This is a genomic window from Thioclava sp. F36-7, from assembly GCF_002020075.1.
GTDB classification, from domain to species: domain Bacteria; phylum Pseudomonadota; class Alphaproteobacteria; order Rhodobacterales; family Rhodobacteraceae; genus Thioclava; species Thioclava sediminum.
The window spans coordinates 1-12,004 of sequence record NZ_MPZR01000002.1 but is presented as its reverse complement, the minus strand read 5'-3'; the positions used below and the strand labels follow the sequence as shown (position 1 = coordinate 12,004).

At 64.2% G+C, this 12,004-nt stretch carries 14 protein-coding genes; 5 read left to right on the top strand and 9 right to left on the bottom strand.

The genetic code is table 11. The annotated features are described in order from the left end of the window. Window positions 1–107 precede the first annotated feature (107 nt). The gene (locus tag BMI89_RS02870) at window positions 108–884 is read right to left on the bottom strand and encodes a cell cycle transcriptional regulator TrcR (protein ID WP_078522456.1); all 777 of its coding nucleotides are present in this window, start codon (window positions 882–884) and stop codon (window positions 108–110) included. 132 nt (window positions 885–1,016) lie between these two features. Between BMI89_RS02870 and BMI89_RS02865 the strand changes: the two genes are divergently transcribed. Further along, window positions 1,017–1,667: a ribonuclease T2 gene (locus BMI89_RS02865; protein ID WP_078569779.1), complete on the top strand. Its 651-nt coding sequence runs from the start codon at window positions 1,017–1,019 to the stop codon at window positions 1,665–1,667. A gap of 4 nt (window positions 1,668–1,671) precedes the next feature. On the opposite strand, the gene BMI89_RS02860 is transcribed toward BMI89_RS02865, so the two are convergent. From BMI89_RS02860 to BMI89_RS02850, 3 genes are all read right to left on the bottom strand, one after another. Next, window positions 1,672–2,136, bottom strand: a complete 465-nt coding sequence (locus tag BMI89_RS02860; RefSeq protein WP_078569778.1) for an STAS/SEC14 domain-containing protein — start codon at window positions 2,134–2,136, stop codon at window positions 1,672–1,674. A gap of 65 nt (window positions 2,137–2,201) precedes the next feature. After that, window positions 2,202–3,188 carry an NAD(P)H-quinone oxidoreductase gene (locus tag BMI89_RS02855; protein ID WP_078570158.1) on the bottom strand — a complete coding sequence of 329 codons (987 nt, stop codon included), beginning with the start codon at window positions 3,186–3,188 and terminating at the stop codon, window positions 2,202–2,204. Between the two features lie 14 nt (window positions 3,189–3,202). Further along, complete coding sequence (locus tag BMI89_RS02850; RefSeq protein ID WP_078569777.1) at window positions 3,203–3,871, bottom strand: COQ9 family protein; 669 nt, start codon at window positions 3,869–3,871, stop codon at window positions 3,203–3,205. A 107-nt stretch (window positions 3,872–3,978) separates the two neighbouring features. Here BMI89_RS02850 and rpsU point away from each other — a divergent pair, with 107 nt between their 5' ends. Together rpsU and BMI89_RS02840 are read left to right on the top strand one after the other, a co-directional pair. Beyond that, entirely contained in the window at window positions 3,979–4,185 is a 207-nt protein-coding gene (gene rpsU / locus BMI89_RS02845) for a 30S ribosomal protein S21 (RefSeq protein WP_011748553.1), read from the top strand. Window positions 4,186–4,391: 206 nt separating this feature from the next. Beyond that, on the top strand, window positions 4,392–5,840 hold the full coding sequence (locus BMI89_RS02840) for a TrkH family potassium uptake protein (RefSeq protein WP_078569776.1): 1,449 nt from the start codon (window positions 4,392–4,394) through the stop codon (window positions 5,838–5,840). Here the strand turns inward: BMI89_RS02840 and BMI89_RS02835 are convergent. Further along, window positions 5,837–6,301 (bottom strand): Lrp/AsnC family transcriptional regulator, encoded by a 465-nt coding sequence (locus BMI89_RS02835; protein ID WP_078569775.1) that lies wholly within the window; start codon window positions 6,299–6,301, stop codon window positions 5,837–5,839. The two genes, BMI89_RS02840 and BMI89_RS02835, sit on opposite strands and share 4 nt — an antisense overlap. Window positions 6,302–6,445: 144 nt before the next feature. Between BMI89_RS02835 and ald the strand changes: the two genes are divergently transcribed. Continuing rightward, window positions 6,446–7,570: an alanine dehydrogenase gene (gene ald / locus BMI89_RS02830; RefSeq protein WP_078522450.1), complete on the top strand. Its 1,125-nt coding sequence runs from the start codon at window positions 6,446–6,448 to the stop codon at window positions 7,568–7,570. Window positions 7,571–7,663: 93 nt separating this feature from the next. Here the strand turns inward: ald and mscL are convergent, their stop codons facing one another. From mscL to BMI89_RS02810, 4 genes are all read right to left on the bottom strand, one after another. Further along, window positions 7,664–8,092, bottom strand: coding sequence for a large conductance mechanosensitive channel protein MscL (gene mscL / locus BMI89_RS02825; protein WP_078569774.1), 429 nt, complete (start codon window positions 8,090–8,092; stop codon window positions 7,664–7,666). Window positions 8,093–8,205: 113 nt separating this feature from the next. Beyond that, a complete protein-coding gene (locus BMI89_RS02820; protein ID WP_078569773.1) occupies window positions 8,206–8,868 on the bottom strand; it encodes a hypothetical protein in 663 nt (220 codons plus the stop codon). Between the two features lie 104 nt (window positions 8,869–8,972). After that, window positions 8,973–9,764, bottom strand: a complete 792-nt coding sequence (locus tag BMI89_RS02815) for an inositol monophosphatase family protein (RefSeq protein WP_078569772.1) — start codon at window positions 9,762–9,764, stop codon at window positions 8,973–8,975. Window positions 9,765–9,975: 211 nt separating this feature from the next. After that, the gene (locus BMI89_RS02810) at window positions 9,976–10,881 is read right to left on the bottom strand and encodes a LysR family transcriptional regulator (protein WP_075773886.1); all 906 of its coding nucleotides are present in this window, start codon (window positions 10,879–10,881) and stop codon (window positions 9,976–9,978) included. Between the two features lie 93 nt (window positions 10,882–10,974). On the opposite strand from BMI89_RS02810, the gene metF reads away from it, so the two are divergent. Beyond that, complete coding sequence (metF, locus tag BMI89_RS02805) at window positions 10,975–11,841, top strand: methylenetetrahydrofolate reductase [NAD(P)H] (RefSeq protein WP_078549102.1); 867 nt, start codon at window positions 10,975–10,977, stop codon at window positions 11,839–11,841. Window positions 11,842–12,004: the final 163 nt, after the last annotated feature.

Genomic DNA, 12,004 nt, shown 5'->3' with positions numbered 1-12,004 from the left:
TCCGTCGCCCGTGTTCCCATTAAAGCCTCAACGACACGAAGCGTCGCACCGCAACGAAAAAGGCCGCCCCCTATGGAGCGGCCCTGAACTTTCGCGATGGCGACAACTTACTTGCGGTTGTCGTCCTCATCCTCGTCGTCATCATCCTCGGGCAGGTTGAAGAAGCTGTCGGCGTCCGAGTAATCGGCGTTATCCGCGGCGTCGTCCTCTTCCTCGGTCTCCTGCTTGAGATCGGAAGAGGAGAAGTTCTCCAGACCGGCGATGCCGGAGGGCAGGCGCGGCTCGTCGGGCATGCCCAGCGACTGCTCGGTCGAGACCAGCTTGCGACGCTCGTCATCGCTCATCACGCCTTCGGCAGCGGCTTTCTTCGCGGCCTTCTGCACTTCGATATCCAGTTCCGACTGGCGGCACAGACCCAGCGCGACCGGATCGATCGGGGTCATGTTCTGGATGTTCCAGTGCGTGCGCTCGCGGATCGACTGGATCGTGGGCTTGGTGGTGCCGACGAGACGCGCGATCTGCGCATCGGCCAGCTCCGGGTGGAATTTCACCAGCCACAGGATCGCGTTCGGACGGTCCTGACGCTTCGACAGCGGCGTGTAGCGCGGGCCGCGACGCTTGTCCTCGCCGACGGCAGCTTTGTTGAACTTCAGCTTGAGCTTGTGCATCGGGTCTTTCTCGGCCTTGTCGATCTCTTCCTGATCGAGCTGGCTCGAGGCGACCGGATCGAAGCCCTTCACGCCGGTTGCGACGTCACCATCGGCGATGCCCTGCACTTCGAGTTCGTGCAGGCCACAGAAATCCGCGATCTGCTTGAAGCTGAGCGTCGTATTGTCCACCAGCCACACGGCGGTGGCCTTTGCCATCAGGGGCTTGTTCGTCATTGCAGCCATCCTTTACATATCTCTCCCGGGCCGAGAAATCGGCTGCGGCGCGGGAATTCCCTGCCGCGGTCCATTTCTGGAAGGGGAATTGCCGCCTCATATAGTCAATCGCGCGTCGGGAGAAAAGAGAAAATGACTCGTTTGGGCCTTCTGGCCGCAGCCCTGCTTGCGCTTTCGACCGCCGTACTGCCCGCCCATGCCGAAGGCGAGCGCGCGGGCGATTTCGACTATTACGTCCTATCGCTCAGCTGGTCGCCCACCTGGTGCGCGCTGACGGGCGATGCGCGCAACTCGCCGCAATGCGATCCGAAGCACGATCATTCTTTCGTGCTGCACGGGCTTTGGCCGCAATACGAGCGCGGCTGGCCCAGCTTTTGCCGCACGCCGCATCGCGATCCCTCGCGCCAGCAGACCGCCGCAATGGAGGATCTGACCGGCGCGCCGGGACTGGCCTGGTACGAGTGGAAAAAACACGGGCGCTGCTCGGGCCTGTCGGCCACGGACTATTTCGCGCTGGAACGCGAAGCCTATGCGAGCATCGAAATCCCGGAGGTGTTGGCCAATCTCGATCGCGACGTGCGACTGCCCGCAAAGGTGGTCGAGCAGGCCTTTCTGGAGGCCAATCCCGGCCTCGATGCCGACGAGATCACCATCACCTGCAAATCGGGCCGCATTCAGGAGGCCCGCATCTGCCTGACCAAGGATCTCGAGCCGCGCAAATGCGGCTCCGATACGATCCGCGATTGCAGCCTGTCGGATGCGCTGATGGAAAAGGTGCGCTGAGGGATCAGTCCTCGAGCGGCGGCTGGCGATCTTCCAGCGTCGGCAGCTTATGCGTCGCGGCGACGTCGTGGCTGTGGTCTTCCTCAGCCTTGCCCGCCGCGCAAATCCACGCCTTGGCCTGATCCAGTTCGCTCAGGTGGAACAGCTTGACCGTGCCGGGGATCATCGGCGCGAAGGCCTGCACGCCCCAACGGATCCAGTCGACATCGCTGACCAGCGCCACCGCGGCGAAATCGCCCAGATGCGACAGGCCCAGCTTGGTGTCGTCCCACGCCGCTTTCGCGGTGTAGCCGTCGAATGCGTCGCCGATGATATAGAGCAGCTTAACCTTGCCCTCCGCGGCGATCTTGGCCTCCACCGCCGGGATCAGGTGTTGTTCGTAAGCCTCCGCGCCGATCGTGCCCTTAGCCTCGAATGCCAGCACATCGGCCGGATACCCATCCAGAAATTCAAAGCGTCCTTCGCTCATGACCGCCTCCCCTCGTTGGTTCGCGCGCGCCGCAATGATACACCCGGCGCACGCGTGACGAAAGTTCAGCCGCCCGCAACTTCCAACACGATCTTGCCAATATGCTGGCTGGTCTCCATCCGCTCATGGGCTTTTGCGGCCTCGGCCAGCGGGAAAGTGTTGTCATGGATCACGCGCAGCTTGCCCGAATTGATCATCGGCCAGACATTGGCGCGCAACTGCCGCGCAATCTCTGCCTTGGCCGCATCCGATTGCGGGCGCAGCGTGGCCCCGGTGATCGTGAGACGCTTCACCATGACCTGCGCGAAGTTGATCTCGGCCTTGGGCCCGCCGAGGAAGGCGATGAAGACGAGGCGCGCATCATTGGCCATCGCCTTGATATTGCGCGCGATATAGTCGCCGCCCACCATGTCGAGCACGAGGTTCGCGCCGCCTTCGGCCTTCAGCACATCGACGAAATCGCCCGTCTTGTAGTTGATCGCCGTCGCGCCAAGCTCTTCGCAGACCGCGCATTTCTCGGGGCTGCCTGCGGTGGTGAAGACCCGCGCGCCCAGCGCCGTCGCGATCTGGATCGCGGTCGTGCCGATCCCGGAAGAACCGCCATGCACCAAGAAGCGCTCGCCCGCCTGCAAGCCGCCGTGCATCACCATGGTCGACCAGACGGTGAAGCAGGTCTCGGGCAGGCAGGCCGCCGATTTCAGGTCAAGCCCCGCAGGCACGGGCAGCGCATGTTCGGCCGGACAGGTCACATACTCGGCGTAACCGCCACCGGGCAGCAGCGCGCAGACCGCGTCGCCCACGTCCCAATCGGTGACGCCCGGCCCGATCGCCGCGACCCGTCCCGAGCATTCCAGCCCCGGCAGATCCGACGCGCCGGGCGGCGGGTTGTAGGCGCCCGCGCGTTGCAGCGCATCGGGGCGGTTCACCCCGGCATAGGCCACCTCGATCAAAATCTCCCCATGACCCGCGACCGGCACGGCACGGGTGACTTCCTTCAGAACCTCCGGCGCGCCATGTTCGGAAATCTCGACGCAGCGCATCTCGGTCGGCATCTCGACAGGTTTCATCAATGCGCCTCCCGGCCCGGCATGTCGTCAGTGCCTTTCGGCGCACGGATGCCGCCGAGAAGCTTCGGCAGGAAAGGCAGCTTCATCGCCGCGCCCTTTACCTTTTCGAACTGCATCACATCCTCGATGCGACGATCGAGGAAGGCCCAGGTGTCGCCCTTGCCCTCGCTCTCATCGCCCATCCAGTAGAGCACGGTCGAGCTATAGACCCCGGAAAGGGTCATCCGCTTGGTGTACCAGTTGTAGTCTTCGCTGACGTCGCCCAGCGCACGCCAGATTTTGTCCGAGGTCTCCCAGATCAGCTTCGAGCCGGTCGTGGCATTCTGCGGCAGCGCGAAGATCGCGGCCCCGCGGCGCACCAGCTCCGGATCGGCCTCTTCCAGACGGAAGCGCACGGCGGTCGCGATCCGGTCACGGAACTTCATCCCCGACAGATCGGCCTCCTCCAGACGCTTGAGCATCGCGGCATCGCCCTCGCGGTGATAGGCCACCGCCAGATCGACGGCGCCGCGCGGACACACGACCCGCGCCAGCCCCGGATCGAGCCCCAGATCGGAGACCGCGAGCTTGAAGGCAGGCTCGGACCAGCCGTCGAAAGGCACATGCGGCTTGATCGCCGCCAACAGCTCGGATCGCGTTCGGTCCATATCGAGATGGTCGTTTTTCATCGCGTTTCCTCTCTCAGCTTTGGCGGTAGACAAACCGCCTTTTGGTGACTATATGGAGCGCTCCTGCAAGCAACTGCAACTCTAACTTAGGAAGGTGGTGACACCACATGCAGGTCAGCGTTCGCGACAACAACGTCGAACAGGCGCTCCGTGCTCTGAAGAAAAAGCTTCAGCGCGAGGGTGTGTTCCGCGAAATGAAGCTCAAGCAGCATTTCGAGAAACCCTCGGTCAAAAAAGCGCGCGAGAAAGCCGAAGCCGTCCGCCGTGCCCGTAAACTGGCACGTAAGAAGGCTCAGCGCGAAGGCGCGCTCTAAGCGCACCGCTCCGCGTCTGAAAAGGCGCCTGAAAATGCTGGCGGGCTTGCCCGCACCGATGACCCCCGAGGCTTGGCCGCGGGGGTTTTTGGTTTCTGGAAGACACCTTCGCAAGAAAGCGCAACCGACGCCGCTTTGATCTTGCCTAAAGCGCCGCGCCCCCTACCCTAGCGCCAGCACTTCGTTCTGGCGGGAACCGCTTTCACATGTCCGATATCCGGCCAGTCCTGCATCTTTTCGGCCTGATCCTTACAGTCCTCGGGACAACCATGCTGTTCCCGGCAGCCATGGACTTCAGCGATCTCAATCCGAACTGGCAGGAATTCCTCGAGGCAGCGGTCGAGACCGCGCTGATCGGGATGGTTCTCTCGCTCGCGACCCGAACCAAAAGCGCGAACGGGCTCAACACGCGGCAAGCTTATCTGCTCACGGCGGCGATCTGGCTCGGTCTGCCGATCTTCGCAGCCCTGCCCTTCATCGAAGGTGCGCCGCACGCGACATGGACCAACGCCTATTTCGAGGCCGCCTCGGGCATCACCACCACCGGCTACACCGTCTTCGAACATCTCGACACGCTGCCGCGCGGCGTAGTGCTGTGGCGCGGGATGCTGAACTGGTTCGGCGGGCTCGGGATCGCCTTCGTCGCGATGATCTTCCTGCCGGTGCTGCGGATCGGCGGGATGCGCTATTTCCAGGCCGAAGGATTCGACACGCTGGGCAAGGTCATGCCCCGCGCCCATAACATCGCGCGCTCGCTGCTCTGGGTCTATGTCTCGCTGACGCTGGCCTGCGCGATCAGCTATGCCGCCGCCGGCATGAGCTCGTTCGACGCGATCTGCTACGCGATGGCGACAATCGCGACGGGCGGCTTCGGCACGCATGACAGCTCCTTCGCGAGCTTCTCGCCGGGTGCGCAATATGCAGGCGTCATCTTCATGCTGGGCTCGGCCCTGCCCTTCATCCGCTATGTCCAGCTTGGCCGGGGCGACTTGCGCCCGTTCTGGGACGACCCGCAAATCCACGCCTTCCTGCGCTGGTTCGCGCTAGCGCTCGCGGCGCTCCTGATCTGGCTCTACACTCACGCGCCCGACGGGATCGAACCCACCTTCCGCTCCGCCGCCTTCAACCTGTCCTCGATCATGACCGGCACCGGCTTCGGCACCGCCAATGTCGCGAATTGGGGGAGCTTCGCGATGGTGCTGGCCTATTGGGTCGGACTGATCGGCGGCTGCACCGGGTCCAGTTCCGGCGCGCTGTCGGTCTTCCGCTGGCAGGCGCTCGGCGCGGTGATCCGCGCCGCCGTGCGCCGTCTTCAGATGCCGCACCGAGTCCTGCAACCGCGCCTCGGCGACAAGCTGCTGGAGGAGGACGTGCTCTCCTCCCTGATCCTCTACTTCACCGGCTACATGCTGACGCTCGGCCTGGTCTCGGTCGGGATCTCGATGACCGGGGCCGATTTCGTCTCGGCGCTCTTCGCGACATGGGGGGCGCTTGGCAATATCGGCTACGGGGTCGGCCCGCTGACCGATCGCACCGGCACCATGATCGATTTCAGCGATGCCGCGACCTGGCTGCTGACGCTCGCGATGCTGCTGGGCCGGATCGGGATGCTCGCGATCCTCGTCGTGTTCCTGCCGCGCTTCTGGCGCGCTTAAACCGGCATCGCCGTGGTCGAGACCACGCATTTGAGCGAAAAGCTCGACTGGATCTGCGCCACGCCCGGAATGTTGGCGAGCTTCGCCCGGTGCAGCCGCGCGAAGTCCTCGGCATCGGCGGCCACCACTTTCAGCAGGTAATCCGCAGCCCCCGCCATCAGGTGACATTCGAGCACTTCCGGCACCTGCTGCACGCCCTTCTCGAACGCGTCCAGAACCTCATCGGCCTGACTCGACAGCTTGATCTCGACATAGACCGTCGTGGTCCGCCCCAGCTTGCGCGGGTTCAGCAGGGCGACGTAATCGCGGATGTAGCCCTCCTCCTCCAGCCGCTGCACCCGACGGTGGCAGGCCGAGGCCGACAGGTTCACCCGCTCGCTCAGCTCGGCATTGGAGATTCGCCCCTGCCGCTGCAAAACCTCCAGCAGCCGACGATCTGTCGCGTCCAGCTTGTCGCTCATGCAATATCCTGCCGATCTTTGCGTATTTCATCGAAGATACGAGCGACCCACCCCGCCCACAACCGGCAAATTGGCAAAGCACTTGCTTGTGACGGAGCGCATACTGGGGGCAGGACGTTTCCATTTTTTGGAGGAGGACACGCGATGAAAATCGGAACGGTGCGCGAGATCAAGGCGCAGGAATTCCGCGTCGGGCTGACCCCGGCTGCGGCACAAGAGGCGGTCGCCCATGGCCACGAGGTGCTGGTCGAGACCGGGGCAGGTCAGGGCGCGGGCTTCACCGACAGCGATTACGAGGCGGCCGGCGCGAAAATCCTCGGCGATGCGGCGGATGTGTTCGCCCAGGCCGAGATGATCGTGAAAGTGAAAGAGCCGCAGGCCTCCGAGCGCGCGATGCTGCGCGAGGGCCAGCTTCTCTTCACCTATCTGCATCTGGCCGCAGACCCGGCGCAGACGCATGACCTGATGAAATCGGGCGCGACCTGCATCGCCTACGAGACGGTCACTGCGAAGGACGGCACCCTGCCGCTGCTCGCGCCGATGTCCGAAGTGGCGGGTCGCCTCGCCCCGCAGATGGGCGCCTGGACGCTGCAGAAAGCCAATGGCGGTCGCGGTGTGCTGATGGGCGGCGTGCCGGGCGTTTCGCCCGCGAAGGTCGTCGTGATCGGCGGCGGCGTCGTGGGCACCAACGCCGCGCGCGTAGCTGCCGGGATGGGCGCGGACGTGACCGTGCTCGACAAGTCGCTGCCGCGTCTGCGCTATCTCGATGACACGTTCGGCGGCACCTTCCGTACCGCCTATGCCTCGAAAGCCGAGACGGAGGCGCTGGTCGCAGCCTCCGATCTGGTGATTGGCGCGGTGCTGATCCCCGGGGCCGCTGCTCCGAAACTGGTCACCCGCGAGATGCTGAAGACGATGAAGCCGGGCGCTGCGATCGTCGACGTCGCGATCGATCAGGGCGGCTGCGTCGAGACCTCGCATCCCACGACCCATGACGACCCGATCTACGAGGTCGAAGGCGTGATGCATTACTGCGTGGCCAATATGCCCGGCGCAGTCGCGCGCACCGCGACCCTCGCCCTGTCGAACGCGACGCAGCCCTTCCTGCTGGCGCTGGCCGACAAGGGATGGGAACGCGCCTGCGCCGAGGATCCCCACCTGGCCGCGGGCCTCAATGTCCATGCAGGCAAGGTGACTTACAAGGCTGTGGCCGAAGCGCTCGACCTGCCGCTCGATGCGCCGGATGCGGTGAAGCACGCAGCCGAATAAGGGCCGCCCTGCCCCACGAACGAAACGGCCCGGAGCTTTGCCCGGGCCGTTCTCATATTTGCCGGCAACGTCTGCCTGAGGCGTCCCGCGCCGTCACTTTCGAAGCGCGTCGCGGATCTCGAGGAGCACGTCGAGCTGGCTCGGCCCGGTTTCCACCGCGGGCGCGACATCGTCGGGCTTCTCCGCCGCGGCCTTCACGCGGTTGACCATTTTCACCAGCATGAAGACGACGAAGGCAATGATGAGGAAGTTGATCACTGCCATCACGAAGGCACCATAGGCGAAGATCGACGCACCCGATTTGCGCGCCTCTTCGAGGCTTGCCCCTGCGGGAACCTCGCCGGAGAGCACGGCATAATTATTGGTGAAGTCGACCCCGCCCGTGAACAGGCCGATGATCGGGTTTATGATGTCGCCGACCAGCGACGTGACGATCGCGGTGAAGGCCGCGCCGATGATGATGCCAACCGCCATGTCCATGACATTGCCCTTGGCGATGAAATCCTTGAATTCCTGAATCATTTCAGACCCTCTTTCCGATGCGCCTTTTGCGCCGCAACAGGCTAGCACGATCTTCGGGTCTGCATAGTCTCCAACGCAGGGCCTAGCGGGCCGTATCAAGACGGGATCACGGCTCAGCAAAGTCTCCGGCGCGCGTCTTCGACAAGGCGGCGGGCGACCTGTGCCGCCGTGGTCCCCGTATCACCGCCGCGACGGGGCGAGAGAGGCGATGCGACCGGCAAGGCCGCAAAGCCGTCGCTGAGACGGGCGCGCGCCTCCTGCCGGGCGATATCGGCGATGGCTTCCGCATCGAAACGCAGCGCCTGCTGGATCTGATCTGCCGCGTCCTCGCACGGCCCTGCCCCGACGCGGCTACACGCCCAGGCACAGCCGAAATGATCGGGCATCTGAGAAATATTGCGCAGGCGGCGTTGTGCGGCGCGGATGCGCTCGCAGGCCGCATCGCGCTGATCGGCGCGCAGGGAAAGCTCGAGCGGCAATGTCTCTGCCAGAGCCACCCGCTCTTCCTGCAGCCCTTCGGCCGCTGCGCGCAGGGCCGCTGCCGTGTCCGGCTCGGCCGCCTCCGCATCCTCAAAGCACCCCGAAATCATCTCGTCCAAGACCGAGACCCGGTGACGCGCGATCAGGTCGGCCGCCTCGGCAAAGGCGAGATCGGAGACCGCCTGCCGCAACTCTTCCAACGCGCGGTCGACGGCGCAATCGCCCGGCCCGTGCAGCGCAGTCAACGCACGCTGTTCAAGCGCGATCGACGTAGCTCCGTATTCCTGTCCAACCATGGCGGCATCCCTTTCTGGTAACCGCATCAGGCTGGCACAACGGAATGAACGAAAGGTGAACCTTCGTCCGCCTTTCGCCGCCACATCTAAATTTCAGTGATTTCTCAGTCGTTTGACCGAAGCGCTTTCGTGAGAGCCGGGAACACTTCGGCATTCGACGCGATCACCGAGCCCGATTCGAGAACGCCGCGACCTTCGCGCACGGCTTCCACGAAACCGCCCGCTTCCTTCACGAGGAGCATGCCCGCAGCCACGTCCCACGCGTTCAGCCCGCGCTCCCAATAGCCTTCGTAGCGACCCGCCGCGACATAGGCCAGATCGAGCGAGGCCGCGCCCCAGCGCCGGACGCCCGCGCATTGCGGCATCAGCTTGGCAAGGTCCTTCAGCGTCGCCGGAAGCGTCGATTTGCCACCGAAGGGCACGCCGGTCGCGAAGACCGATTCGATCATCTTGTGACGGCCCGAAACCCGCAGACGGGTGTCGTTCATGAAAGCGCCGAGGCCCTTCTCGGCGAAATACATCTCGTCTTTCGCCGCGTCGAAGACCACGGCTGCGATGATTTCGCCCTTATGCTCCAGCGCGATCGAGATCGCCCAATGCGGCAAGCCGTGCAGGAAGTTCGTGGTGCCGTCGAGCGGGTCGACGATCCAGCGGCGCGTCGGGTCGTCGCCCGCCTCTTCGCCGGTTTCCTCGCCGATCCAGCCATAGGAGGGGCGCGCCCCGCGCAGCTCGTCCTTGATGATCTTCTCGGATTCGCGGTCGGCCTTCGAGACGAAATCGCCCGGGCCCTTCGAGGAGACCTGAAGGTTCTCGACCTCGCGGAAATCCTTGACCAGCGAGCGGCCTGCCTTGCGGGCGGCCTTGATCATCAGGTTGAGGTTTGCGCTGCCTTGCATCTCTGGGCTCCTTCGCGTTTCAAGCGGTCGCCTTACAGGGGTTGCGTGGAAAATCCAAGACCTTTGGCGCGTCAGGCAAACTGAGGAGGGGCTCTGCCCCGCTCGCTGCCAGCCCTTCGCTTGCGCTCCGGGCGTTCGGCGGGGCGTCCTTCCACTGGAAGGCTGCCATTTTCCGCCTCACCCCCCGGGATATTTCGGTCGAGAAGAAGGCTCAGGCGCGTTGCAGCTTCACCGGCTCGGTGCGCGCAAGCCGCAGGAAATGCGCCATGAAGGGCTGCGTCGCATCCTCGGAGCGCGTCGCGGCATAAAGCCGCTTGGTCAGCCCGTGTTCTGTCACTGGCTTGGTGATGTAGTCGGGCTGGTATTTCACCTCGCGCAGCACCCAGTCGGGCAGCACCGCCACGCCGCGATTCGAGGCGACCAGCATCAGGATCACTGCGGTCAGCTCCACCTGCCGCACGGCTTTCGGTTCGACCCGGGCGGGGGTGAGCAGCTGCGTGAAGATGTCCGAGCGGCCCCGGTCGATCGGATAGGTGATCAGCGTCTGATCCGCGAAATCCTGCGCCTCGATATAGGGTTTCGCGGCCAGCGGCGAATTCGCGGCGGCGATGAAGGTCGGCGCGTAATCGAAAAGCGGGTTGAAGGTGACGCCGTCGATCTTCTCCGGATCCGACGAGATCACCAGATCGACCTCTTCGCGGCTCAGCGCGGGCAAGGCGTTGAAGGCCAGACCGGGCCGGATATCCACGTCGATATCGGGCCAGGCATGGCGGAAGCGCTCCAATACCGGGAACAGCCAGTCGAAACAGGCATGGCACTCGATCGCGATATGCAGACGGCCCGCGCGACCCGACCGCAACGCGTCGAACTCGGCCTCTGTCGCGGCGATCTCGGGCAGGATGCGTTCGGCCAGCCGCAGCAGCTTCTGCCCCGCCGCCGACAGCTTCAGCGGCTTCGAGCGACGAACGAACAGCTCCACCCCGGTCTGATCTTCCAGCCCTTTGATTTGGTGCGACAGCGCGGATTGTGTTATGTGCAGCACGTCCGCTGCCTTCGCGAGCCCCCCGGCATCGTGAATCGCCTTGATTGTGCGCAGGTGACGGAACTCGAGATGCATCTTGTTGTTACACTCATAACGATTTTGAAGATTATGAGTTTGTCTCACAAAGCCCGATCTGGCACAAGAGAGCGAACGAAAGGACAGATTCCCATGACGACGCCCAAGGTCAGCTTCGAATTTTTCCCGCCGAAGACGCTCGATGCGTCGTTCCGGCTGTGGGAAACCGCGCAGGTTCTGGCACCGCTGAAACCCGAGTTCACCTCCGTGACCTACGGGGCGGGTGGCACGACGCGCAAGCTGACCCATGAGGCGGTCGGCACGATCCACAAGAATTACGGCCTCAATGTCGCCGCCCACCTGACCTGCGTGGAAGCGACCAAGGCCGAGACGATGGAGATCGTGGACGCCTATGCCGAGGTCGGCGTCACCGAGATCGTGGCGCTGCGGGGCGATCCGCCGCAGGGCGCCAAGCATTTCACGCCGCATCCCGAGGGCTTCGCCTCTTCGGTCGAGCTGATCGAGGCGCTGGCCGAGGATGGCCGCTTCACGATCCGCGCGGGCGCCTATCCCGAGCCGCATCCCGACGCCGCCGACAATATGGCCGATGTGCGTTGGCTCAAGCGCAAGGTCGAGGCGGGTGCGACCTCGGCGATCACCCAGTTCTTCTTCGAGCCCGAGACCTTCTTCCGCTTCCGCGATGCCTGCGAGCGCGAAGGGATCGACGCGAAGATCATCCCCGGCATCCTGCCGATCCAGTCGTGGAAAGGTGCCAAGAAATTCGCGCAAAGCTGCGGCACCTCCATCCCCGCATGGGTCGAGGAAGCCTTCGAGGCCGCGATCCGCGACGGGCGCGAGCATCTTCTGGCGACCGCGCTGTGCACCGAACTGTGCGACAAGCTGATCGAGGGCGGCGTGGAAGACCTGCATTTCTACACGCTCAACCGCCCCGGCCTGACCCGCGACGTCTGCCACGCGCTGGGTGTGACGCCCGATACGGTGCTGGAGAAAGTGGCCTGAAAGGGCGCTCAAATGGATTGAACGGAGGGGCCCGGTTGGGCCCCTTTTTCTTTGGCAGCGGGCGGGTGCGCGATGTCAGCTAGGCGGGACAAAGCGCTTATTCGCGGCATGTGCACCAAAGTCCGCTTTGCAATAGTCATGCGACGGCAAGCGTGCCATTCTT

Excerpts from the sequence above, each read along its gene's own strand:
- BMI89_RS02835 (WP_078569775.1), bottom strand. The coding sequence starts at position 6,301 with ATGAGCGACAAGCTGGACGCGACAGATCGTCGGCTGCTGGAGGTTTTG.
- BMI89_RS02860 (WP_078569778.1), bottom strand. The coding sequence starts at position 2,136 with ATGAGCGAAGGACGCTTTGAATTTCTGGATGGGTATCCGGCCGATGTG.
- BMI89_RS02855 (WP_078570158.1), bottom strand. The coding sequence starts at position 3,188 with ATGCCGACCGAGATGCGCTGCGTCGAGATTTCCGAACATGGCGCGCCG.
- BMI89_RS02870 (WP_078522456.1), bottom strand. The coding sequence starts at position 884 with ATGACGAACAAGCCCCTGATGGCAAAGGCCACCGCCGTGTGGCTGGTG.
- ald (WP_078522450.1), top strand. The coding sequence starts at position 6,446 with ATGAAAATCGGAACGGTGCGCGAGATCAAGGCGCAGGAATTCCGCGTC.
- BMI89_RS02865 (WP_078569779.1), top strand. The coding sequence starts at position 1,017 with ATGACTCGTTTGGGCCTTCTGGCCGCAGCCCTGCTTGCGCTTTCGACC.
- BMI89_RS02810 (WP_075773886.1), bottom strand. The coding sequence starts at position 10,881 with ATGCATCTCGAGTTCCGTCACCTGCGCACAATCAAGGCGATTCACGAT.
- mscL (WP_078569774.1), bottom strand. The coding sequence starts at position 8,092 with ATGATTCAGGAATTCAAGGATTTCATCGCCAAGGGCAATGTCATGGAC.
- BMI89_RS02820 (WP_078569773.1), bottom strand. The coding sequence starts at position 8,868 with ATGGTTGGACAGGAATACGGAGCTACGTCGATCGCGCTTGAACAGCGT.
- metF (WP_078549102.1), top strand. The coding sequence starts at position 10,975 with ATGACGACGCCCAAGGTCAGCTTCGAATTTTTCCCGCCGAAGACGCTC.
- BMI89_RS02815 (WP_078569772.1), bottom strand. The coding sequence starts at position 9,764 with ATGCAAGGCAGCGCAAACCTCAACCTGATGATCAAGGCCGCCCGCAAG.
- BMI89_RS02850 (WP_078569777.1), bottom strand. The coding sequence starts at position 3,871 with ATGAAAAACGACCATCTCGATATGGACCGAACGCGATCCGAGCTGTTG.
- rpsU (WP_011748553.1), top strand. The coding sequence starts at position 3,979 with ATGCAGGTCAGCGTTCGCGACAACAACGTCGAACAGGCGCTCCGTGCT.
- BMI89_RS02840 (WP_078569776.1), top strand. The coding sequence starts at position 4,392 with ATGTCCGATATCCGGCCAGTCCTGCATCTTTTCGGCCTGATCCTTACA.